Genomic DNA, 24,968 nt, shown 5'->3' on the forward strand with positions numbered 1-24,968 from the left:
AACATGAAAGAATTTATATCAAAAAACAAAACAGTTGCTATTGAACTCTTATACAAAATGAAAAATATTCGCCTTGTTGAAGAAACAATAGCCAGGCGCTATTCTGAATGGAAAATGCGCTGCCCTACACATTTGTGTACCGGACAGGAATCAGTGGCTGTTGCTGTGGGAACGGCATTGAGAAAAGATGACTTTGTAATCAGTACACACAGGGCTCACGGGCATTACCTTGGAAAAGGCGGGAGTTTGAAGAGGATGATAGCTGAGATATATGGAAAATCTACCGGATGTTCGAAAGGCAAGGGCGGATCAATGCATCTGATCGATAAAAGTGTGAACTTTATGGGCAGCACCGCTATCGTTGGAGGCACTATCCCTGTCGGTGTCGGGCTCGGCCTTTCAATAACTCTAAAGAAAACAGACCAAATAAGCTGTGTATTCTTCGGTGATGGTTCGATCGAAGAAGGTGTATTCTATGAATCGGTCAACTTTGCAGTTCTTAAAAAACTGCCGGTTCTATTCATTTGCGAAAATAATTTTTACTCTGTTTACTCACCTCTTAAAGTACGACAGCCGGAAGGCAGGAAGATATATGAGATGGTAGCAGCCATGGGATGCCCCAGCCAGTGCGGTAACGGCAATGATGTGCTTGAAGTCTATCAAAAAGTAAATTCGGTTCTTGAAGGTATAAGGCAAGGAAATGGGCCCTTTTTCTTTGAGTTTGATACTTACAGGTGGAGAGAACATTGCGGACATAATTTTGACAATGACCTTGGTTACCGTACTCAGGAAGAATATCTATCGTGGAAAGAAAAAGACCCTGTATGCGCTTGGGAGACTATTTTGCTGGAAGCAGGTGTTATTTCTACTAAAGACATAGAAGAAATGGAAAATAAAATAAATAAAGAAATAGCAAATGCATTTGATTTTGCTGAAAAATCGCCTTTTCCGGATACAAAGGAAGTCTGCACGGAAATCTACTCGGAATAATGAAATGACAAGAAAAATAACATACGCACAAGCTATAAATGAAGCAATGGTTCAGGCTATGGAGATGGATAAATCAGTCATCTGTTACGGTCTGGGAGTTGATGACCCTAAAGGCGTATTCGGTACAACATTGGGTTTAAAAGAGAAATTCGGAAGCGAACGGGTTTTTGACATGCCGACTTCTGAAAATGCCATGACCGGAGTTGCCATAGGCGCTTCCATGAACGGCATAAGGCCTGTTATGACACATCAGCGCCTTGATTTTTTTCTCTTAGCCATGGACCAACTGGTTAATAATGCTGCCAAGTGGCATTATATGTTCGGAGGACAAACTTCAGTGCCTATTACTATCAGGCTTTTGCTTGGCAGAGGATGGGGGCAAGGTCCGACACATTCCCAGAACCTTCAGGCATGGTTCGCTCATATCCCAGGGCTTAAAGTTGTCATGCCTACAACTGCAGCCGATGCAAAAGGGCTTCTATTATCAAGCATATTTGACAATAATCCGGTTATATTCATTGAACATAGATGGCTTCATAATCTTGAGGGCGAAGTGCCTGAGGGTGATTATAGAGTACCTATAGGCAAAGCTCAAAAACTTCGGACAGGCGATGATATTACAATTGTATCTCTTTCCTATATGACCATAGAGGCCCTGCATGCCATAGAAATACTTGGTAGAAATGGGATTTCATGCGATTTAATAGACCTTCGTTCTGTAAATCCAATCGATTGGGAAATGATATACGGTTCCGTAAGGAAAACAAAAAAGCTTCTGGCTCTTGACACGGCTGCAGAGTCATTCTCAGTAGCAAGCGAGGTTGTTGCAAGAGTGAGTATGGAGTGTTTTAATGATCTTAAATGTGCTCCTAAACGCATAGCTCTGCCTGATTGCCCGACTCCCACAAGCCCTGCTTTGACAAAGGTTTTTGATAAGGGTGCCGTAGATATAGTAAATATGGCAGGAAAAATGACAGGAAAAAATATAGATACTGGCGAAATATCCAAACATAAAACCTATCCTCATGATGTCCCAGGTGACTGGTTTAAAGGTCCGTTTTAGATCAGCTATTTATAGGATTGAGTACAAACATAATAAAAAATCAGTGTAAATTTATAAATCTAAATTCGATTGTTATCATGGGAGAATAAAATGGGAATAGCAAGAGGTATGGCTAAGTTATTGATAAAAGAAGCGATACGCAAACCTTTTACAGGTTTACATACCATTGCATTGGGCAGGCAGGGTATACATTTTTCTTTAGGCTATTTTAATAAGATGGCTAAAGAAACCGGGTTTAAGCCCGTTATTACGGATATGAAAGATCAACCGCTTCTAAAATCTGATAATTTGTCAGACAAAGTTTTCTTTAAATATCTTGGCTGCGAAAAATACGTGACTTTGGATGTTTCAAATTATGAAGGAGTAGACTATATCTTTGACTTAAATAAACCTGAAATATCCGCAGATCTAAAAAATAAATTTGATCTTATAATAGATTCTGGAACCTTGGAACACGTTTTCCACCTTCCCAATGTACTAAATAACCTATATAAAATGTTAAAAGTAAATGGCCGGATAATACATACGGTTCCGTCATCTAATCATATAGATCATGGTTTTTACATGTTTTCTCCAACATTCTTTTTGGATTATTATTCAGCTAATAAATATGAAATAAATTCAATTAAGATAGCCAAGCATAACCCTTGTGAATATTATATGCCGTGGAAAATTTATGATTATAAACCTGAATACATCGCTACAAAGTCATCAGGCGGGTTGGATAATGGAGCATATATAATAATCTGCATCGCTACCAAAACCGCAAACTCTACGGGAGACGTAGTGCCTCAGCAAGGTTCGTGTTTAACTAGTTGGAATACTAGCAGGGGTATAGCAAAAAGTGAGCAACCGGTATATTTAAAGAATATCAAGAATATTTTAAAGAAAAATTATATTGTTTACGCGCTATTAGCATCCATATTTATGTATTTAAGGTTATTAAAAGGTATTTTTACCCCTAGAGGAATAGGAATTAAATTATCCGATAAATATTAGAATAAGAGGCTGGAAAGGAAGATTATAAATGACTAATAAAAAGACAATCTTTATATTGTCAATTACAAGCGATATAGGGACAGCCTTGGCAAAAGAATATGTAAAAAATGGTTATACAGTTATCGGAACATATAGGTCGAAAAATCAATTAAATGAGCTTGTAAGCATAAAGAATATTCATTTGATATACTGTGATTTAAGTGAGATAAAAAGCATATTGAAAATTGAAAAAGAATGTAAAAGGATCGATTTAAAATGGGATATTTTTATAGCTTGCGCTGGCACAGAACAGCCTATAGGGCTGTTTTTTGATTGTGATTTTGATGAGTGGAGTAATTCTATCCATGTAAATGCAATTGAACAATTAAGGATTCTGCATTCTTTATTTAAATACAGAAATTCTAAAAAGATTTCTGATATAATATTTTTTGCCGGGGGAGGAGCGAATAACGCTGTTCCGCTCTATTCGGCATATACGGCATCAAAAATAATGCTCACAAAGATGTGCGAGCTTCTTGATGCTGAAAATAGAGATATAAATATTTTCATTATCGGGCCAGGATGGGTAAAAACAAAGATCCACAATCAAACTATTATGGCGGGTAAAAAAGCAGGGGATAACTATAAAAAGGCAAAAGCATTTATGGAAAAAGAAACAGGAACAAAAATGAATGATATTTTTAATTGTATAGAATGGCTTATAAAACAAGGCAAAGATGTATCCGGAGGCAGAAATGTCTCCGTTGTCCATGACCACTGGAAAGATATAAATTCTAAAAAATTGGCAAGCGAGCTTCGCAGGGACAAGAATATGTATAAACTAAGAAGATTCAAGAATGGATGGGACAAAATATTATGAAACTATCTGATTATGTAATTGAGTTTTTAACAAAACAAGGCATTAAACATGTTTTTGTCATAACCGGCGGCGCCGCAGCTCACTTGATAGATTCAGCGGCAAAAAACCGAAAAATCGATTACATTTGCACTCAACACGAACAGGCTGCAGCAATGGCGGCTGATGCATATTCAAGGGTATCGGGAAATCTCGGTGCAGCTATAGCAACGTCAGGACCCGGAGCCACTAACCTTATAACCGGTATTTGCTGTGCGTATTATGATTCTATACCTGTTATGTATATTACTGGACAGGTAGCGACATTTAGATTAAAGAAATATCTTAAAGTGAGGCAACTGGGTTTTCAGGAAACAGATGTAGTTGCTATGTGCAAGTCTATAACAAAATATGCTGTCTTAGTTGATGACCCTAAAAAAATTCGTTATGAACTGGAAAAAGCGGCTTATTTGGCAAAGTCAGGAAGGCCGGGCCCTGTTTTGATAGATATACCCGATAATATCCAAAGGGAAAATATAGAACCTGCACAACTAAAATCATATAGGCCTGATAGAAAAGAAAATAAAGATAAGAATGCTCAATTAACAAAACAGGTAGCTATGGTTATGAAACTTATCAGCCAAGCAGAGCGCCCTGTTGTTGTGCTCGGGGCAGGTATTAAATTTGCAGGTGCGCAAAATCTTGCAAAAGAACTTACCGGCATACTAAAAATCCCGATAGTCTTAACCTGGGCAACTATGGACATGTTTCCGTATGATCAGCCGTTGCTGGTAGGAGGATTTGGGCTCAATGGGCCAAGATATGGCAATTTTACTGTGCAAAATTCTGATCTCATTTTATCTATTGGGTCACGATTGGACACTCATGCAACAGGAAGCCCTATTTCAACCTTCGCAAGAAAAGCTAAAAAAATTATTGTAGATATAGACCCCGCTGAACTCATAAAATTTTCAAAACATGGAATGAAAGTTGATATTGAAATTAACGCTGATGCTAAAGACTTTCTGGCGGCTATGCTAAGAAAACAAAAAAGCATTAAAACCAAAGATTTATCCGAGTGGCTGAAGAAGATAAAAGAATGGAGGCATGCATATAAGGCTTGTCCACCTGATTATTACAAACAAAAAGAAATGGTAAATCCATATGTATTTCTGGATATTCTTTCAAAGGAATCTTCAAACGGCGATATAATTATAGCTGACACGGGCAATAACGTTGCTCAGGTGTTTCAAGGGTATAAGGTAAAAAACAATCAGATGATATTCAGTGCTTTTAATAATACTCCGATGGGCTATTCTTTACCGGCAAGTATAGGGGCTTATTTCGCTAACAAGAAGAAAAATAACATAATTTGTATAACAGGAGACGGCGGGATACAAATGAACATTCAGGAACTGGCAACTATAGCAAAACATAACATACCTATAAAAATATTCGTATTTAACAATCAGGGATACGGAATGATAAAACAAACACAGCAAGACTGGCTTGAAGCGCGTTACGAAGCATCATGTGTCACAAAAGGAGTAGCAATCCCTAACTTTATTGATATAGCCAAAGCTTACGGGCTACGGACAGTTTTGATAAATAATCACATGCAGATGAGAAAAAAAGTTAAGGAAGCCCTAAATTTTAAAACAGCAGTACTTTGCGACCTAAGGCTTAAACCAGACCAAAAGAATATACCTATGCTTAAATTCGGCCGACCTATAGAAGATCAAAGCCCGCTTTTATGTAGGGAGGAATTTATGAAAAATATGATTATTAAACCGTTAGATGCATCTTTGGAATGATAGGCTGCTGATGTTTTGTAATCATAAAAGGAGATATAAATAATAAGGAATCCATTGTATTTAGTAACCGCGTAAAAAATGAAAACATAGTAATTGACAAAATAATATTACGGAGGAATTATGATTGTACCAACACTTGCAAGACTGATTGTCAGGGAACACATGTACAAACCTATTACAGGGAAACTGCTGTGCCTGGGACGACAGACTATAAGCATGAGTTATGACGAAGTGCTTAGAATATTCAAGGAAGAGGGATATGTACCTTCTCCTGAAATATTGAAAGAGAATAAAATAAGTTTGGATAAGAATACCAGAGTAGGAAAAGGTAGCGATTCGATTTCAGACCATACTTTTTTTGGCTTACTGGGACTAAAAGAAGTATATTCCATAGACGTAAGCAAATATGAAGATGCAGATATAGTTCACGATCTCAACAAACCCGTACCCGAGTCATTATACGGTCAGTATGATTTCATCATAGACGGCGGAACTTTCGACCACATTTTCGACATACGCACGTCTTTCGAGAATGTCGTAAAAATGCTTAAGGTAGGTGGGAGGGTGTTTCAATGGAATGCTGCGTCAAATTTTACAGCTGCGACTTATATGTCATTCGGGCCGAACTTATTTTATGACTATTATATTTTAAATAAATTTCAAGATTGTAAAGTGTATCTTGCGGAAGTAAGTTATATGTCTCAACGTGATTTGTGGAATTTCTATGAATTTGAAGGTACCGACGTATATGACCATTTTATATCAAACAGGCTACAGATGGTATTGGTATTAGCCGAAAAAGGCCCAAATTCAACCTGGAATAGATTTCCGGTACAGACTCATTATAGAGATGCGAATCTTTGGGAAGAATACAGGTCTAGTCAAAAACTTATACAACAATCTTCCAGAAAACCTTTGAATGGAAAAAGTGCTACATTTTTAAGCATGATTCTTATACGGATTGTAAAAATAGTTCAAGGTTTTATTGACAATAGAAGAAGAGTAAGAAACTGGTTTAATTCAAAAGTACAAGGTGATAAATTAATGAAAGGTTATAGGTATGTCGGGCACATTTAGAAAGATATTTTTTAAAGGTAGTTGATTAACTAATACAGGAGTTTCGTTATTATGAAAACGAAAGCTGCAGTATTAAATGAACTAAACAAACCGCTTGTTATTGAAGAACTAATTATACCTGAACTCAAGGAAGGCCAGGTTTTAGTTAAAATAAAAGCTTCTGGTTTGTGCCATAGCCAATTAAATGAGATAAAAGGCAATAAGGGCCCCGACAAATTCCTGCCTCACACAATGGGGCATGAAGGCGCCGGTATAGTTGAAGAAATTGGCAGAAATATTAAAAAAGTCAAAAAAGGCGACCATGTAGTACTTACTTGGATAAAGGGCTCAGGTTTTGATGTTCCTTCCGCAATATATGTAACAAGTGATGGCATAAAAGTTAACTCAGGCGCCATTTCAACATTTACCGAATACGCAGTTGTCTCCGAAAACCGTTTAGTTAAAATTCCTGAAGAAGTACCTTTCAAAGATGCATCTCTTCTTGGTTGTGCTATCCCAACGGGTGCGGGAATTATTAAAAATACTGTTAAATTACAGCCAAATCACTCTCTTGCAGTTTTCGGAGTAGGCGGTATCGGCTCTAGCGCAGTTCTTTATGCTGCAAGTATAGGATGTTCAAAAATAATTGCAATTGACATTAATGATTCAAAATTGGAGTTTGCAAAAAGGATAGGTGCAAAATATACATTAAATTCAAAAAAAGAAGATGTTATATCAAAAATAAAAAAATTTAGTGATGGTAAAGGTGTTGATTATTCAGTTGAATGTTCTGGCGTTAAGGAAGTGATGGAAATGGCTTTTAATTCGATAAACAATAAAGGAACTACGGTCATTGCAGGTAATTTAAAACACGGTGAGAGAATCTCAATAAATCCCTTTGATCTAATTGTAGGAAAAAAAATCATAGGAACCTGGGGCGGTGAAACATATCCTGATGTAGACATTCCAGTTTACATAGAGTTGTATTTATCGAAAAAACTAAAGCTCAATGAACTTATTACAAATACATATGACCTTCAGAATATTAATACTGCATTTGCTGATCTGGAGCAAGGGAAAGTACAGCGGGCTGTAATTGTTTTTAATAAGGAATAATTAACATAAATGGGAATAGCATTAGCTATCAATAACCAATATTTGGCAATCAAAAACATCATTAAGCCTTTTATGCTAAAGGCACATGTTGATAAGCCTGTTTTTTATGGAATTTTAAGCAAAGGTTTTAATCTTATGGCGGCCCCTATAACGGCAATTTTAATAGCTACGCATTTTACTGCAAAATTACAGGGATATTACTATACATTTTATAGTATCATAGCTTTACAATCGTTAGCAGAACTTGGTTTTTGTACTGTAATTGTACAGTTCGCCGCGCATGAATGGTCAAATTTAACTTTGACTGAAGATGGAGCGCTAACCGGCAAACAGGAATCTCTATCAAGATTAGCAAGCCTGACCAGATTTGTTTTAAAATGGTATGCTGTCATCGCCGTTATAGTCATAATTGGTTTGAGTGTGGGTGGTTTTATATTTTTTTTAAAGTCGCCTGATCCTTCTATTAATTGGAAAATGCCGTGGTTTTTATTATGTTTTCTTACAGGCATAGTAGTTATGATAATGCCAGTAACTTCTATTCTTGAAGGATGCAACCAGGTATCAAACCTTTATTTATATAATTTTTATCAAGCTTTGTTTACGCGTACAGCAATGTGGCTGGCAATTATATTTAGCTGTCAACTCTGGGCTATTGTTATTTCAACGCTGGTGAATATAATCGCTATATGTAGTTTTGTGTTCAAGCAGTATAAAACATTTTTTAAAACCTTAATATTTACTTTTCAGGTAAAGGAGAAGATTCACTGGTTTAAAGATGTGTGGCCAATGCAGTGGAAAATAGGTTTAGGCACTTTGGTAGGTTATTTTTGTTTCTATTTTTTTATACCAGTTCTTTTCAAATACCACGGCCCTATAATTGCCGGTCAAATGGGTATGACATGGAGTGCTGTAGCACTAATACCTTCTATACCCGGCGCTTGGACATCTCCTAAAATTCCACAGCTTGGAATGCTGATTGCCCAGAAAAGATATGTGGAATTAGATAAATTATTTTGGAAGCTTATGAAAATAACAATGGTCGTTTCAGGTTCAATAGCAATTGGAGGATGGTCTCTTGTTTGTATTTTAAATATTTTCCATCACCCGTTTGCATTGCGGCTTATTAAACCATTTCCGATGGGCCTTTTTATTATAGCACAATTCCTTTTATCTTTTTCTCAACCCATGTCGTCTTATCTTTTTGCTCATAAAAAAAATCCATTGTTATTTGTATCAATGCTTTCAGGCATATTAGTAGTGGTCAGTAATTTAACTTTGGGAAGGTATTACTCTGTTATGGGAATGGCTGTCGGATACCTCTTGGTAATGCTATTAGTAGTCCCGATTATTGCTATTATCCTATATCGTTTTAGAATCAAGTGGCATTGATTATGGAAAAGAAAGGAACACCTATCTTAGCTATTAATAAAAATATCCTTATTATCTGCAGAGATATCAATGATATGAATTTGCTTAATAGAATAAAAGCAGATCCTGAAATGAATTATATTGTTGCTTCTGACAATATTGCAGTTCAAGAAACATGTAAACGATTTTCATGGGTTAATGAAGTTTGCTGGATTGAAGAGATGGAAACCTTGTATTCGGTTTCTGATGATGTCATAGCGATTATTAAGGTTATTAACGAATGGTTCAAGGCACTAAGTTACGGTAAAATCGCAAATATTGACGAATTACTTTTCTGGATACAACATGTTGAAGGTGGTGAGACAACACAGCGTATCCAGGATGTATTGCTTTTAATAAGGTCCTACCTGCATTTATTTGATGTTTACAATATATCGGAAGTTAAAATTATAAGAAATCCTGACTCTTTGTGGGAAGATGACGTTTTACTTCTAACTGCTTTAAACAGAGGGATCAGTGTTAATCTTTTAGGAAGCCATAGGGTAAATGTTATAGTCAGAAAACTAAAATTATTTATCAAAAATGTAATATTAAGAGAACCTTACTATGTATCGAATATTTTGCGCGTAAAATTGATGACAATATTAAAGAAAAATAAGGTAAGAAATAATGAAATATTATTCCAGCTTTGCAGTTCATCACCCGGGCATATTGAGAATATTATTCCGATAATGAAAGAAGTAAAAAAGAAAGGATATAATCCTATTGCGTTATGCTGGATGGCTTCGAGTGGTGCAAAAAAAGTAAGAGAAGATGGTATAAGCGCTGAAGAACTGGAAGAATTTGTCCCAAATTCAAGTTTGTGGCAGAGTGGAATCCATATGATTAGAATTTGGAAGAAAGCAACCAGTATGAAAATATCTTTTATTGAACACCCTTCATTAAACTATAAATCTGTTCCTTTCGGTAAGCTGCTTTGGCCGTCAATATTCTATTTTATATTTGTTGAATTTCCTCAAAAGTATAGGTTGAATCTTGCATTAAATAAATATTTATCAATCCATTCGCCCTTAGCAATCAAATTGTGGGGCGGAGGGACTTTGACGGAAGGTAATTTAGTTTTGAAATATATTTCAAAGAATGTAAAACCAATTTTAATGTATTGGTTTGATGGAGTTTTTGATTATCCTTATGAATCAAAATTCAAGCATGTTGATTTATTCCTGACTTCTGGTAAATCCCAGGAAAATCATTTGGAAAAACTGGGTGTAGAAAACAACCGGATGGTTTCAGTAGGATCGAGCAGGTATGATCTTCTCCCTGATTTTATTAAAGAAAACACACAACAATCATCGCGTTTACGCATGAACGTGCCCTTAACATATAGGATGTATGTTCTTTATACCCCAGCTACTTCTACAAGAGGTTTTACTACGGTTCGCGAACAGGTGCTGCTCACAGATTTTTTGCTGAAGTTTGCGAATAATTTTCAAAATACAGCTTTGCTTATTAAACCTCACCCTACGTGTAATACTGTAACATTGAACTATGCTATTAAACGATACTCGCTGCCTAACGTATTTTTAATTGATAAAAACATTAGTCCTTATCATGCCATAAATGCCTGCGATCTGTTAATCTTAAAAATATCAACTGTTGGTTTAGAAGCAATGCTACTTAATAGGCCAGTGATTTCAGTTATCCTTAATAAAGAGATGCGTTTCAGGATTTATGGTGAAGCCACCGAGAACGTAACAAGCATAGAAGAATTAGATGTTTTGCTTAGGAAGTTAGAAAATGAAAAAGATTTTAGATTTATATGGACAAAAAATATGATTATAAAAGGAAATAAGTATTGTGAAGAATATATGGGTAAAAGACAAACAAATTCTTCTGCTTTATCAGCAGAAGCTATTGACAGATTTATTACAGAAAGAAGATTAAAATCAGAGGTATCTTATGAAAAAATCAACTAAACTTAAGAACATAGTAAATTCAACACAACTGGAATTTATTATGGAAGCTCATAATGGTTTATCTGCAAGGATAGTAGAAGAAGCTGGTTTTAAAGGTATTTGGGGAAGCGGGCTTACCATTTCCGCAGCGCTTGGTGTACGTGATAATAATGAAGCTTCATGGACACAGGTTTTGGAAATATTAGAATTTATGAGCGATGCGACAAATATACCTATTTTGCTTGATGGAGACACAGGGTATGGTAATTTTAACAACGTGAGACGGCTGATTAGAAAATTAGAACAAAGGCAGATAGCCGGAGTTTGTATTGAGGATAAACTATTCCCAAAAACAAATTCTTTTATAAGCGGCGAAACACAGCCACTTGCAGATATAGACGAATTTTGCGGAAAGATAAAAGCGGCAAAAGATAGCCAAATTGACAGTGACTTTGTAGTTGTAGCAAGGGTTGAGGCATTTATTGCCGGGTGGGGATTAAGCGAGGCATTACGCAGGGCAGAGGCGTATAGACAAGCAGGTGCGGATGCAGTCCTTATTCATAGTAAAAAATCAAATGCGTCTGATATAGAAGATTTTATGAAAGAATGGAAGAACAGGCACCCTGTAATTATAGTGCCTACAAAATACTATTCAACGCCTACGGATGAATTCAGGGATTTAGGAATAAGCCTCATTATCTGGGCAAATCATAACTTGAGAACTTCTATCAGTGCTATGCAGAAATTAACAAAACAGATTCACGATGAAGAAAGCCTTATCAATATAGAAGATAAAATTGTTTCTGTTGTGGAAGTATTCAGGCTTCAGGGAGCTGATGAACTTAAGGAAGCCGAAAAAAGATATCTGCCGACAGCAGGAAAGCAGGTAAAAGCTGTTATATTGGCAGCAGCTCAAGGAGAAGGTTTTGGCGAACTAACGAAAAATATACCTAAGACGCTTCTTAAAATAAACGGAAAGACCATACTTTCAAGCCAGATAGATGAATTTAATCAGGTAGGGATAAAGGATATAACTATAGTAAGGGGATTTGGAAAAGAGAAAATTATTGCAAACAATGCAAAATATGTAGATAACGACGAGTATGCTTCTACAAAAGAATTGTATTCTCTTTATCTGGTAAGAAACGATATTAAAGAAAACGCGGTCATAAGTTTTGGCGATATTATTTTTAAAAGTTATATTCTTAATGACCTGCTTAATGATGATAATGCCATTACTGTGATAGTTGATGCTGATTATCAAACAGACGGAAGTTACCGTGAATATGTTAAGACGGATGTCCCTTATTCAAGAAAATTGTTTGCACAAACGGTAAAATTAGAAGCAATTTCTGTGTCTATGAAGAAAGACGATATTGCAGGTGAGTTCATAGGGCTGTTCAAAGTTAATAAGGAAGGCGCTCAGGTTCTAAAAAAAGCGCTGGAAATACTTTATAAAAAGGACAATTTCAAGCAGATGAGAACCTCGGATCTTTTAAGCGAGATAACGAAGTTACATCCAGTTTCAGTAAAATTCATTAAGGGCTCCTGGCTCGACATTAACAGTATCGTAGACCTGCAAAAAGCCGGTGAATTTTAGAAGTTAATCAAGGTTATTATGCTAAACACTAAACAATTCGGCGAGCAGTTAAATAATCACGGTTTCAATTTTTATAGCGGAGTGCCGTGTTCTTATTTAAAAAGTTTAATTAATTATGCCATTAATGAAGGCGATTTTATAATGGCGGCAAATGAAGGCGATGCGGTTGCTATTTGTGCCGGTGCTTTTATCGGAGGCAAGAAATCCGTATTTTTGTGCCAGAATTCAGGGCTTACAAATGCTGTTTCGCCTCTCACATCGCTTAATTATATTTTTAAAATACCTGTTCTTGGTTTTGTCAGCTTAAGAGGCGAACCTGGATTAAAAGATGAGCCTCAACATGAACTCACAGGCCAAATAACGGCCTCTCTTCTTGATGTTATGAAGATCAGATGGGAATATCTGTCGGCTGACATGAAGTTAGCTGAAGAGCAATTAGAAATTGCTGCTAAGAGCATTGCTGATAATAAATCGTTCTTTTTTGTTGTTAAAAAAGATACTTTTGAGAATGAACAGCTTTTGGAGCAAAAGACAGTTGTTTCCCAAAATAAAATAAGTATTGAAAAGACAAAAGTTGATACTTGCCCGGCACGTATTGATGTATTAAAAACAATTGACAGCGTAAAAGACAGTAATACCGTGCTGCTGGCCACTACTGGTTTTACCGGAAGAGAACTATACGAAATTGAAGATGCTGAAAACAATTTTTATATGGTAGGCTCAATGGGCTGCATAAGCTCGCTGGCTCTCGGGCTTTCAGTAGCCAGAAAGGATAAGAATATCATAGCAATTGACGGCGACGGGTCTCTGCTTATGCGTATGGGTTCGATTGCGACAAGCGGCAGTATAGCGCCTTCGAATATGATGCATATTCTTCTTGATAATAATGCCCACGAATCAACCGGAGGGCAAAAGACGGTTTCCCATAGCGTTAATTTTACTACTGTTGCTGCTGCTTGCGGTTACACAAACTCGGTATATGCGCATTCGCTGTCCGAACTCGAAGAAACCCTGGCAAACTGGAAAAAGAATAAATGTTTGACATTTATTTATATTAAAATTGCTAAAGGGACAAAGGAAAATCTGTCACGCCCGAAAATTTCACCGAGAGAAGTAAAAGAGCGCTTTATGAAATTCATTGCAAAAGATGTATGTTAGCGAAAAAATGCAAAGCGGCTTAATAAATCATCATGAAAATCGGCATTTTATCGGATATCCATTCGAATATCGAAGCTTTAGAATCTGTTTTGAGCGATGCATGTAAAAATGGCGTTAGGAGTTACATCATTCTAGGCGATATTGTCGGATACGGTGCAAACCCTAATGAAGTAATAAAAGTATTGCGGAATCAAAAGATAATGGGAATGGTTTTGGGTAACCATGATATAGCAATACTAGACAATGATATATCAAGGTTTAAAACGGAACATGGCCTCCATTCATTGATGTGGACTAGAAAACAACTGAACAAAAGATCTAGAGAATTTTTAAAAAGCATTGTTCCGAGGTGCAATTATGCTGAATATGGTTTTAATATATATCATGGTGGCCCAAGCGACATTTATTGGCAGTATGTATTTCCTTCCACTGACAAGGAAATATTGAAAGAAGATTTTAAGAATGAAAAAAACAAGCTTGTTTTCGTAGGCCATTCTCACTTGGCGTTCACTTTTGCTTTTAAAAAATTTAGGATTGTAAATCCCGGAAGTATCGGGCAACCAAGGGATGGCAATCCTGATGCAAGTTATGTTATTTACAACACGAATACAAAAGATACTGAGTTTAGGCGTATTTCTTATGATGTAAAAAATGCAGCAATGAAGATAAAAAATGCCGGGTTATACTTATTTCTTGCGCAAAGGTTATTTTTAGGCATTTGATTTCGGAGGGAATATGGTTACATTAATTACAGGGGTTGCCGGCCTTACAGGTTCATATCTTGTTGAAAAATGCCTCGAAAATGGCGAAGAAGTTATAGGTATTGACAACTTTTTTAGGGGGAATATGAATAATCTAAAAAATGTGTCTGATAACAAGAAATTTAGGTTCATAGAAGGGGATATACTGAATATTTATGAGATGGACATGCCGTTTGTAGATAAGATATATCACCTTGCCGCAATAGTACCTACAAAATACTTTTACGAAGCCCCTGTAGACACCTATATGGTTAATTGCCATGGAACAAAAGTAATGATAGATTGGGCAGTTGAACATGGGGTAAAAAAATTCGTAAATGCTTCTAGTTCTGAAATATACGGGCACCCGCAGGAGATACCAACAAAGGAAACTACGCCGTCACATTATGATGCTGTAGAAGTAACTACTCGTTGGTCATATGCCGAAGGGAAGATATTAACTGAACATATAGGCAACTATCATAAAGATAAAATAACAATATGCCACTTAAGATATGCTAATGTCTACGGCCCCAGGGATATAGATGAGCATCATATAGTACCCTATATTATAAACAAGATATTAAAAAACGAAAAAATAATCATAAATAAAAATGCCGATAAAATCAAACGGACTTTCCTGTATATGAGTGATTGTGCTGATGCCACTTATATGGCTATGGAAAGATCACCGAGCGGGGTAAGCTATAACATTGGATCTGAGGAAGAAGTAACTATTCAAGAACTTCTTGATATGATTATTTCCATATTGGGAATGAAAACCGAAATAGAGTATTCTCTAGTTAGAAAAGGCGATCCCCAAAGGCGGTTGTTAGATACTTCTAAGGCTAGGAAGATGATAGGATGGTTTCCAAAAGTTTCATTAAAGCAAGGCATAGAAAAAACTATTGAATGGGTGAGGAAGTATAATCTATGAACGCCATAATAATGGTCGCAGGTATAGGTTCTCGATTGGGTAAACTGTCAAAGAGAATCCCTAAATGCCTCGTTGAGATAAACAAGAATAAAAGAATTATCGACTATTCTATTAGATCTTTGGTATATGCCGGTGCAAAAAATATCATTATAGTGGTAGGACATAAGTATAAAATGATTAAAACTTATGTGACTAAGAAATATCCCGGCCTTAAAATAAAATTTGTCTATAATAAGTATTACAAATTCCACGGTTCAGGCTACTCTCTAGCCTTAGGAGCGTTAGAGATAGATTCTCGAATTGTTGTGATTACTGAAGGCGATCTTTTGATACCGAAGGAGTATTATAAAAGAATAGGCGAAGGAAAGTACAATCAGGTATGTTTAAATAGAAATATTGACCCGTATAGAAGTGTAGTAGCTTTAGGCGGCAAGCGAAACGTCAGGGAATTTATTTATGACCCGAAACATGGCAACATCTATGATAGTATAGAAAATAAGGATCAAATAATTGGAGAAAGCGTGCAGTTGTGGTGCTTGAAAGAAGGATCGGTCGGATTAATGAAAAAAGTAGTAAAAAGCTATCTGAATAGAATCGAAAACTCAAATCCGGACAAAGCAACTAATTTATTCCCAATAAATAAGGTGATAGCTAAGTATCCTATGCATTATATATTTGCCAAAAAAAATAAGTGGTTTAACATTAATACATTAGAAGATGTCAAAAAAGCAAGGAGTTCTGAATGGGTAAAAAAATACTAATTGTCGGCTTTGGAAGTGCGGGTAGCTATGTCCTGGATTTTCTTGCTAGAACCAAGGGCCTTGAAAATGATGAACTTATAATTGGTACTAGGTCAATTGATTCGGCTATTGCCAGAATTAACATTTGTAGGGTATCTGCCGGTATAATGGGTTTTTACCCTAATATCAAATATAGAAAGCTTGATCTGATGGATACCAGGCATGCCGTTGATATTTTAAGAGAGATTCAACCGGATATCATAGTTTATACAGGAAGATTTATCAAAGGCATAAAATACGGCGAACTTTCATACCCCAACAACATTGGCTATGGTGTATGGACTCCTTTAGCTTTGCCGCTTGTATACAGATTGATGAAAGCTGTAAGGGATGCTAAAATAAATACTAAGGTTATTAACTCAAGTTACTCAGATGCTGTATGTCCGGCCCTTGCAAGTGTCGGACTTGCTCCCTTTACTGGTGCCGGAAACCTTAATCATTTGATTCCAAGAATTAAGATTGGAATAGCTTTGAAAAAAAATGTAAGACCTGATGAAATTGAAGTTATGATGCTGGGGAGCCATTTTCTAAATACATATGTTTCAAAAGAATCTTCTGCAAAGGGTTCGCCTTATTTTATGGAATGCAAGATAAATGGAAAAAAGATAGATAATCTAACTGATGAAGATATATTTAAATTGGCAAAAATAGCAATACCGGGCGGGCCGGTAAGAAACCTGATGATAGCTTCAGATATTGTTAAAATTGTACAAAGCATTATTTTTGATGAAGGATTTTATATGCACCTTCCAGGCCCCAATGGATTGATCGGTGCATATCCTTCAAAAATATATAAAGATAAGATTGAAATATTACTTCCTGAAGGCATGTCTTTAGAAAACGCAATAAAAATAAATGCCGATAGTTTAAGGTATGATGGTATAGATAGCATTGCAGATGGCAAGATATATTTCACCGATACCTCAATATCTAAAATGAAAGAAGTTTTTGGGTTGACTTATCCTAAAGTGATCAGTGTCGAAGAATGCGAGCTGTTTGCCGATAAAATTAAGCCGACTCTTGTGAAATATATGGAGAACAAATGAAATACTTTTGCAAAGTTGTATACAAAAATAAAATTGAACCCACAATGTATTTCGAGAAAATGAAGAAAAAAGAAATTAAGAAAATAGTTAATGGCTTATTAATAAAACTCGTTTCAGATAAGAATATCTCAGGAATATTTATTGGAAAGAAATAAGGGTGTAAATTTTAGGTAATTTTATTATGAATATGCAAAATAACACTAAAAAGAATGTAATATTTATTATCTTTGATTCACTGCGCTATGACAGGCTTGGTTTTGGAGGGCATAATCCAAGCCCTTCCCCCAATATAGACAAACTATTATCATCAGGATTAACGTTAACTAATGCTTTTTCTACAGGATGTGCAACGGAGTTTGCTTATCCTACATTAACAACATCAACTATGTCTCTTGATAATGGCGGTTATGCGTGTGGTATTAGCGGCAGAGAAATCACCATAGCAGAGGTTTTTAAGAAAGAAGGCTATAGAACCAGTATTTTTTTTGATGATTATTATAGGTCTCCCTCAAAATACAGCCGGGGTTATGATGATGTGTTTTTATTGTTTGACTTAATACGTTTCCTTGCGGATGTTGGAGACACCATTCCATATTTTTCAAATATGTTGAAAAACGGGAAAAAATCTACAGAAGAATGTATAGAGGCTCTTGAAGAATATTTAAGTGTGTTATTCCCGGATATGATAATGTATTGTAAATTTATGAAGGAAAGTGTTGAAAAAGATAATTTATTGCCATCTTTATTATTGCATAACTATGACCATGCTGGTATTATAGATATTTTAACAAGCGCTAAAATAAAATACGATGCTGGCCACAAAAAATATATCTTGGACCTATTAAATAACAAAGAAAATATATTTGACAAGATCCTTGAGATAGTTAAAGTTCGGAAGGCCCATCCTCAGACTGTTAATGTAGATAAATATCTAAGAATACTGCTTATTAAATGTTTAATTTATAACGTGGTTTCGTTCATTAAAGGAAGAGCGTCTAAAAAAGCAGTTGGAAACGCCTTACGAAGGGTGGTCTTTAAGCAGAATAGATATGTTCAGTTCCAGACTGCAGCATATATTTTCAATAATTTTATACATTGGATAGATAAGATGCCCAAAGATAAGCCATTCTTTGCATGGATGCATACTGCAGATATCCATGAGTTAAATTTTGCGTCGTATGATATTCCGAATGGTGAGGAGATGGTGAAAAAAGAAGTTGTGTGTATGAGTGAATTATACTCAGAGATCGCTTCACAAAAAAATAATTACTACGGTAATCCTTTATATGATTTTTCAGTTAAATATACAGATATTCAGGTCGGGCGGCTAATAAATATGCTTAAAGATAGGGATCTCCTGGATAATACTCTAATAGTATTAACGGCTGATCATGGCCATACTTCAACCGAATGGCCTATCAGAAAAAACGTTCATATCTCAAGAGACTTTTATGATGAGCTCTATCATGTCCCGGTAGCTTTTGTCAACAAAGACATTAAGGCAAACAAAATGGAAGGTATGTACTCTTCGTTGGATATTTTGCCTACTTTATTAAACCTTTTAAATGTTCAAATTCCAAACGCATTTCGTGGAGAACCTGTAGATCCTAAAGTAGATACCGGTAGGAAATATGTAATAATGGAGCACTTAGGCCCTGGCCCTTGTGATTTTAAATCAAAACCCATAAAGATTTGTGTCAGAAACAGTACCCATAAATTACTTTATGAAATATTGCTGCCTGTAGAAGATCATGAAGGACGGATTAGTGAAATATATGATCTCTTAAAAGACTCGTTAGAGCAAAATAATTTAGCTGAAAATAAAAATATTATTAACGAAATACAAGAATTATTAACAATTGCAAAAGAAAGGGCTGTTGAAATTCAAAGGCAATTAAAATAGCAATTAGGAGATAAAAATGAAAGTTGTAATTCTATGCGGTGGATTAGGGACTCGTCTTCGGGAAGAAACTGAATTTCGTCCAAAACCGATGGTGAACATCGGCCATCATCCTATACTCTGGCACATCATGAAGATTTATGCCCACTACGGACATAAGGACTTCATACTTAGCCTGGGTTATAAGGGTGAAATGATTAAGGAGTATTTTTATCATTATGAACTGATGAACAATGATTTAACCCTCGAACTCGGGCATCCGGAAAAATCTTTTATCCACCAATCAGGCAAGGAAAAAGGCTGGCGTATCACTCTGGCTGATACAGGGGAAAAGGCGCTTAAAGGAGCTCGCCTTAAAAAGGTGGAAAAATATATAGATACCGATGAATTTATGATGACATACGGGGATGGAGTAGCAGATGTGGATATCAATAAACTTTTGGCTTTTCACCGCAGCCATGGGAAGTTAGCAACTTTAACAGGGATCAATCCTGCTTCGCGCTTTGGAGAGCTGAAAATTGACGGCAACAATGTAAAAGCGTTCAATGAAAAACCTAAAAACAGTTCAGAATTTGTAAATGGAGGATTTTTTGTTTTTAAAAAAGGTATATTTAAATACTTATCATCAGATGATAAGTGTGACTTGGAAATAGGCCCCTTAGAAAAGGTCGCCCGTGACGGGCAACTGAGGGTTTATAAACACACTGGTTACTGGGCATGCATGGACACCTTAAGGGATGTGGATTATTTAAATAAGTTATGGGCTGAAAATAATGCATTTTGGAAGGTATGGAAATGAATAATATATTTAATAACATCTATAAAAATAGAACAGTCTTGGTTACCGGAGATACCGGTTTTAAAGGCTCCTGGCTTACAATATGGCTGCTGAGTCTTGGTGCAAATGTTGTGGGTTTTGCGCTTCCGCCAAAAACCAAAAACGATAATTATGTGATTTGCGGGTTAAATAAGAAAATAACTCATATTGATGGAGATATTAGAGATTACCAGATACTATCAAAAGTTTTTTCAAGATATAGGCCCGATGTAGTATTTCACCTTGCCGCACAACCATTAGTGTTAGATTCATATAAAGACCCTCTTTACACCTTTCAAGCCAATGTATTAGGTACTGCAAATCTCCTTGAGTCTGTGAGACATACGAAATCGGTGAAAGCCGTTGTCAATATAACAAGCGATAAATGTTATGAGAACCATGAGTGGATATATGGTTACCGCGAAATAGATCCGATGGGCGGAAAAGACCCATATAGTGCATCAAAAGGTGCAGCTGAGATAATTACTTCTTCTTATATGCGTTCATTTTTTTATCAGGAACATACCTCTAATATTGCATCCGTAAGAGCAGGAAATGTGATAGGCGGCGGAGATTGGGCAAATAACAGGATATTTCCTGATTGTATGCGTGCTTTACTAAAGAATAAACCGGTCATTGTCAGAAATCCGGAATCTGTACGCCCCTGGCAGCATGTTTTAGAACCGCTAAGCGGATACATTGCACTTGGTTCGCTTTTATACACCGATAAAAAAAAATATTCAGGTGCATGGAATTTTGGCCCTTTGTCCAAAAATATGGTTTCCGTTAGGCAATTTGTTGAAGAAATTATCAGGCAGTGGGGAAGTGGTAAATACATTATTGAGAAAAAGACAAGTACTAACTCTGAAGCAGGTCTTTTAAATCTTGATATATCAAAAGCTTTAAGTAAATTGAATTGGTATCCTGTCTTAGATTTCAAGCAAGCAGTTAAATTCTCGATAGATGAATATAAGATTGACGGGTTAAATACTAAAGAAGTTTTTAGTCAGCGGATTGATAATATAAATAAATATTTAGAATTTAGGAATAAAACCAATGGCTAGATGCAGAATCTGCGATAATGAATTAAACGTCCCTTTTTTATCTCTTGGAAACTCTCCTCTTTCCAATGCATTTCTTAAAAAAGATGATTTAAATAAAATGGAAGCGTATTATCCTTTAGATGTCTATGTCTGCGAAAAATGTTATTTGGTTCAGATAGAAGAATTTGAAACTGCAAAAAATATATTTTCATCCGAATACGCTTATTTCTCGTCCTATTCCAATATCTGGCTAGAGCATTGCAAAAATTATGAAGAAATGATGGTCAACCGGTTTAGTTTTAACAAGAGCTCGCTTGTAGTAGAAATCGCAAGTAATGACGGTTACCTGTTACAATATTTCAGACAGCACAGCATTCCTGTGCGTGGGGTAGAACCTGCATCAAACACTGCCGATGTCGCAATAAAAAAGGGGATTCCTACTGATATTACATTTTTTGATACCTCGTACGCAGAAAAAATGAAAGAAGCAGGTAAATTGGCAGATTTAATTATTGGAAACAATGTTTTAGCACATAATCCCAAACTAAATGATTTTGTTCAAGGGCTTGAAATTGCATTAAAATCCGACGGTGTTATTACAATGGAATTTCCGCATTTGCTCAGGATGATAGAAGAGAATCAGTTTGACACCATATATCACGAACATTTTTCGTATTTGTCTTTTCACACAGTTAATAAATTGTTCGAATCCCATGGTTTTGAACTTTTTGATGTTGATGAAATTCCTACCCATGGCGGTTCGCTGCGTATTTACAGCAAACATAAAAAAGATAAATCAAAAATAGTTACGGATAATGTTGCTAAATTGTTAATGAAAGAGAAATCTTTCGGCTTATTGGATTTAAAGACGTATTATGGTTACGGAAAAAAAGTTGAAGAAACAAAAAGAAAATTGCTACGGTGTTTAATTCAATTAAAAAATGATAAAAAGAAAATTGTCGGGTATGGCGCACCAGCCAAAGGTAATACTCTTCTAAACTATTGCGGTATCAGGGCAGATTTTCTTGATTACACTGTAGATCGCAGCCCCCATAAACAGAACAAATATTTACCTGGAACCCATATACCGATAAGGCACCCGGATAAAATAAAGGAAGACAAACCGGATTATATTTTAATTTTGCCATGGAATATTAAAGATGAAATTATGGAGCAAATGTCTTTTATCAAGGATTGGGGTGGGAAATTTATAGTTCCTATACCCGAAGTGAAGGTTTATAAATGAAGTTCGTCGAAACTAAGTTGGAAGGGGCTTATATTATTGAATTAGAACCTATTGAAAATGAAAGAGGTTTTTTTGCCCGCAGTTTTTGCCGAAAAGAGTTCAAAGAACATGGTTTAAATTTCCCTATTGTCCAGTGCAATATCTCTTTTAATAAAAAGAAAGGGACACTACGTGGAATGCATTATCAGAAAGCTCCATATAGGGAAGCAAAGCTTGTTAGTTGCATAAAGGGGAAAGTATACGATGTAATTATAGACCTTAGACCGGAGTCCAAAACATTTCATAAATGGTACGCCATAGAATTGTCTGCTGACAGCTCAAAAACAACTGCTCCGTACAGAATGCTTTATATACCTAAAGGCTTTGCGCATGGGTTTCAAACCCTGACAGATAACTGTTATATGCAGTATTTTATGTCTGAATATTACTCTTCTAAACACGCTTCAGGAGTCAGGTGGGATGATCCTGCTTTTGCTATCCATTGGCCCATAAAGAAACCAACAGTGATTTCCCAAAAAGACAAAAATTGGCCGTTAATAAATAATAAGAATTATTAGAACCCAAAGGAGATGTAATTTTTGCTTAATAAATGTCCTTCTTGTTCAAACAAAGAAAATTTATTTACTTTTTATACATTAAAAAATATCCCTATTTTTCAGAATGTTACATACGAATCCTACAAAAAAGCTGCTAATTGTAAAAAGGGAAATATAGCATTAACCTATTGCCCAAGATGCACAATAGTTTTTAACTCTTTATTTGATTCAAGCTTAATGAAATACAATAAAGGATATGATAACGAACAAAGCAACTCAGAATGCTATACAAAATACATGGATTCCCTTATTGACGCGTATAAACAAAAATGGGATCTTAAGAATAAGACAATTCTTGAAATAGGATGCGGTAAAGGCGCTTTTTTAAAAAGAATATGCGAAACTACAAAGTCAAAAGGCTTTGGTTACGATACTACATATGATGGAAACATTAAATCAGCTAACGTAATTTTTAAATCGTGTTACTTTAAAAAAGAAAGGAACAAATTTAAGGCTGATTTTGTAATAATAAGGCATGTACTGGACCAGATAGACCAGCCCTTTATATTTTTAAACAGCATTCTAGAAAGCATTGACAGAGCTAATAATCCAAAAATTATAATAGAGCTTGCTGATTTTTACTGGATTTTAAAAAATGAAGCTTACTGGGACATATACTACGAACATTGTAATTATTTTACAAAATATTCGCTGAAATATCTTTTGGAAAATCTAGATTTAAAAACTGATGCTATTTTTAATACCTTTAATGGACAAAATCTGGTTGTTATTGCATCATATAAAGGGCACTCTTTAAAAATCAATGAAAAACAGTCTTTATCTGAAGAATCATTATCTAATTTCTCTAGCAACATATTGCTTAAAAAACAAGAAATTATTAACATTATTAAAGATTCAGGTAAAGAGGAATATTTTGCGGTATGGGGAGCAGCTGCCAAAGGCATTATTTTGTTAAATGCTCTAGATAATAAATCTAGAGAAAAGATTAAATTTGTTATAGACATCAACAAGAAAAAGCAGAACAGGTTTACGGCAGTTACAGGAAAACTTATCAAAGCACCAGAAACACTAAAAAAAGATAATTTAATTAAAAATATAATAATAACAAACCCAAATTATGAAGGAGAAATAAAAGAAATGTTAAAAAAAATGAGAAAAGAATTAAACTGTGTTAATCTGGAAAGCAAAATGGACCCGGTTAATAGGTTCAACCTAGAAAGAAAAGAGAATGTAAAAGAAATGGCTAAGGATAAAGAATTCAGGAAAAATGTAAGCGAATTTATGATAAGAGCGGCAAAACATAAGTTTACTTACAATTTTGACTGGCTTGGTAGGCCAATAATTCAACATCCAGAAGACACTATGGCATTACAGGAAATAATATGGAAAATAAAGCCAGACTTAATTATTGAAACAGGTATTGCGCATGGTGGTTCATTGATATTTTCTGCTTCCATGCTTGAATTAATCGGCGGTAATGGAAAAGTCCTGGGAATAGATATAGACATTCGAAAACACAATAGAGTCGAGATAGAAAAACATAAGATGTTTAAACGAATTACAATGATCCAAGGTTCTTCAGTCGCTGATGATATAATCAGGAAGGTTAGAAAATTCGCTAAAGGCAAAAAACGTGTGCTTGTATGCTTAGATTCAATGCACACGCATGAACATGTATTAAAAGAATTGCAACTATATTCACCTTTAGTTAAAAAAGGGAGTTACCTGATAGTCTTTGATACAAATGTTGAAGACATGCCCAAAAGATTTTTCCCGGACCGCCCATGGGATAAAGGTAATAACCCAAAGACAGCTGTTTGGGAATTCCTAAAAACAAATGACAGGTTTGAGATTGACAAGGAAATAGAAAATAAACTGCTTATAACAGAAGCTCCTGACGGCTTCTTGAAATGCATAAAGGAGTGAAT

22 protein-coding genes and 1 pseudogene are annotated in these 24,968 nt (G+C 35.6%); all 23 read left to right on the forward strand.

Going from position 1 to position 24,968, the window contains the following annotated elements:
* Positions 1 to 3 precede the first annotated feature (3 nt).
* Positions 4 to 990 (forward strand): thiamine pyrophosphate-dependent dehydrogenase E1 component subunit alpha, encoded by a 987-nt coding sequence (locus LHV68_02130; protein MCB4790663.1) that lies wholly within the window; start codon positions 4 to 6, stop codon positions 988 to 990.
* A 4-nt stretch (positions 991 to 994) separates the two neighbouring features.
* Positions 995 to 2,053: an alpha-ketoacid dehydrogenase subunit beta gene (locus LHV68_02135; GenBank protein MCB4790664.1), complete on the forward strand. Its 1,059-nt coding sequence runs from the start codon at positions 995 to 997 to the stop codon at positions 2,051 to 2,053.
* 90 nt (positions 2,054 to 2,143) lie between these two features.
* Positions 2,144 to 3,052 (forward strand): class I SAM-dependent methyltransferase, encoded by a 909-nt coding sequence (locus LHV68_02140; GenBank protein ID MCB4790665.1) that lies wholly within the window; start codon positions 2,144 to 2,146, stop codon positions 3,050 to 3,052.
* A gap of 28 nt (positions 3,053 to 3,080) precedes the next feature.
* Positions 3,081 to 3,911: an SDR family NAD(P)-dependent oxidoreductase gene (locus LHV68_02145; GenBank protein ID MCB4790666.1), complete on the forward strand. Its 831-nt coding sequence runs from the start codon at positions 3,081 to 3,083 to the stop codon at positions 3,909 to 3,911.
* Positions 3,908 to 5,701, forward strand: coding sequence for a thiamine pyrophosphate-binding protein (locus LHV68_02150; protein ID MCB4790667.1), 1,794 nt, complete (start codon positions 3,908 to 3,910; stop codon positions 5,699 to 5,701). The genes LHV68_02145 and LHV68_02150 overlap by 4 nt, the downstream gene beginning before the upstream one ends.
* Positions 5,702 to 5,821: 120 nt before the next feature.
* Complete coding sequence (locus LHV68_02155; protein ID MCB4790668.1) at positions 5,822 to 6,778, forward strand: class I SAM-dependent methyltransferase; 957 nt, start codon at positions 5,822 to 5,824, stop codon at positions 6,776 to 6,778.
* Positions 6,779 to 6,829: 51 nt separating this feature from the next.
* Positions 6,830 to 7,873 carry a zinc-binding dehydrogenase gene (locus LHV68_02160; protein MCB4790669.1) on the forward strand — a complete coding sequence of 348 codons (1,044 nt, stop codon included), beginning with the start codon at positions 6,830 to 6,832 and terminating at the stop codon, positions 7,871 to 7,873.
* A gap of 9 nt (positions 7,874 to 7,882) precedes the next feature.
* On the forward strand, positions 7,883 to 9,262 hold the full coding sequence (locus LHV68_02165; protein MCB4790670.1) for a hypothetical protein: 1,380 nt from the start codon (positions 7,883 to 7,885) through the stop codon (positions 9,260 to 9,262).
* 2 nt (positions 9,263 to 9,264) lie between these two features.
* The gene (locus LHV68_02170) at positions 9,265 to 11,217 is read left to right on the forward strand and encodes a CDP-glycerol glycerophosphotransferase family protein (GenBank protein MCB4790671.1); all 1,953 of its coding nucleotides are present in this window, start codon (positions 9,265 to 9,267) and stop codon (positions 11,215 to 11,217) included.
* The gene (aepX, locus tag LHV68_02175; GenBank protein ID MCB4790672.1) at positions 11,201 to 12,796 is read left to right on the forward strand and encodes a phosphoenolpyruvate mutase; all 1,596 of its coding nucleotides are present in this window, start codon (positions 11,201 to 11,203) and stop codon (positions 12,794 to 12,796) included. Before LHV68_02170 ends, aepX begins: the two co-directional genes overlap by 17 nt.
* Before the next feature lie 18 nt (positions 12,797 to 12,814).
* Complete coding sequence (gene aepY / locus LHV68_02180; protein ID MCB4790673.1) at positions 12,815 to 13,954, forward strand: phosphonopyruvate decarboxylase; 1,140 nt, start codon at positions 12,815 to 12,817, stop codon at positions 13,952 to 13,954.
* Positions 13,955 to 13,986: 32 nt separating this feature from the next.
* Positions 13,987 to 14,676 carry a metallophosphatase family protein gene (locus LHV68_02185; GenBank protein MCB4790674.1) on the forward strand — a complete coding sequence of 230 codons (690 nt, stop codon included), beginning with the start codon at positions 13,987 to 13,989 and terminating at the stop codon, positions 14,674 to 14,676.
* 13 nt (positions 14,677 to 14,689) lie between these two features.
* The gene (locus tag LHV68_02190) at positions 14,690 to 15,631 is read left to right on the forward strand and encodes a GDP-mannose 4,6-dehydratase (protein MCB4790675.1); all 942 of its coding nucleotides are present in this window, start codon (positions 14,690 to 14,692) and stop codon (positions 15,629 to 15,631) included.
* Entirely contained in the window at positions 15,628 to 16,392 is a 765-nt protein-coding gene (locus LHV68_02195; GenBank protein ID MCB4790676.1) for an NTP transferase domain-containing protein, read from the forward strand. Before LHV68_02190 ends, LHV68_02195 begins: the two co-directional genes overlap by 4 nt.
* Complete coding sequence (locus LHV68_02200; GenBank protein ID MCB4790677.1) at positions 16,374 to 17,477, forward strand: hypothetical protein; 1,104 nt, start codon at positions 16,374 to 16,376, stop codon at positions 17,475 to 17,477. Before LHV68_02195 ends, LHV68_02200 begins: the two co-directional genes overlap by 19 nt.
* The gene (locus LHV68_02205) at positions 17,474 to 17,632 is read left to right on the forward strand and encodes a hypothetical protein (protein MCB4790678.1); all 159 of its coding nucleotides are present in this window, start codon (positions 17,474 to 17,476) and stop codon (positions 17,630 to 17,632) included. Before LHV68_02200 ends, LHV68_02205 begins: the two co-directional genes overlap by 4 nt.
* A 26-nt stretch (positions 17,633 to 17,658) precedes the next feature.
* Positions 17,659 to 19,380: a sulfatase-like hydrolase/transferase gene (locus LHV68_02210; GenBank protein MCB4790679.1), complete on the forward strand. Its 1,722-nt coding sequence runs from the start codon at positions 17,659 to 17,661 to the stop codon at positions 19,378 to 19,380.
* A gap of 16 nt (positions 19,381 to 19,396) precedes the next feature.
* Positions 19,397 to 20,176, forward strand: a complete 780-nt coding sequence (gene rfbF / locus LHV68_02215; protein MCB4790680.1) for a glucose-1-phosphate cytidylyltransferase — start codon at positions 19,397 to 19,399, stop codon at positions 20,174 to 20,176.
* Positions 20,173 to 21,258 carry a CDP-glucose 4,6-dehydratase gene (gene rfbG, locus LHV68_02220; GenBank protein MCB4790681.1) on the forward strand — a complete coding sequence of 362 codons (1,086 nt, stop codon included), beginning with the start codon at positions 20,173 to 20,175 and terminating at the stop codon, positions 21,256 to 21,258. Before rfbF ends, rfbG begins: the two co-directional genes overlap by 4 nt.
* A complete protein-coding gene (locus tag LHV68_02225; GenBank protein ID MCB4790682.1) occupies positions 21,251 to 22,483 on the forward strand; it encodes a class I SAM-dependent methyltransferase in 1,233 nt (410 codons plus the stop codon). The genes rfbG and LHV68_02225 overlap by 8 nt, the downstream gene beginning before the upstream one ends.
* Positions 22,480 to 23,040 (forward strand): dTDP-4-dehydrorhamnose 3,5-epimerase, encoded by a 561-nt coding sequence (gene rfbC, locus LHV68_02230; protein MCB4790683.1) that lies wholly within the window; start codon positions 22,480 to 22,482, stop codon positions 23,038 to 23,040. Before LHV68_02225 ends, rfbC begins: the two co-directional genes overlap by 4 nt.
* A gap of 276 nt (positions 23,041 to 23,316) precedes the next feature.
* Positions 23,317 to 24,198, forward strand: a pseudogene (locus LHV68_02235) (class I SAM-dependent methyltransferase).
* 123 nt (positions 24,199 to 24,321) lie between these two features.
* On the forward strand, positions 24,322 to 24,966 hold the full coding sequence (locus tag LHV68_02240) for a cephalosporin hydroxylase family protein (GenBank protein MCB4790684.1): 645 nt from the start codon (positions 24,322 to 24,324) through the stop codon (positions 24,964 to 24,966).
* The last annotated feature ends 2 nt before the right edge of the window (positions 24,967 to 24,968 follow it).

Source organism: Candidatus Liberimonas magnetica, from assembly GCA_020523885.1.
Taxonomy (GTDB): Bacteria; Elusimicrobiota; Endomicrobiia; order Endomicrobiales; family JAFGIL01; genus Liberimonas; species Liberimonas magnetica.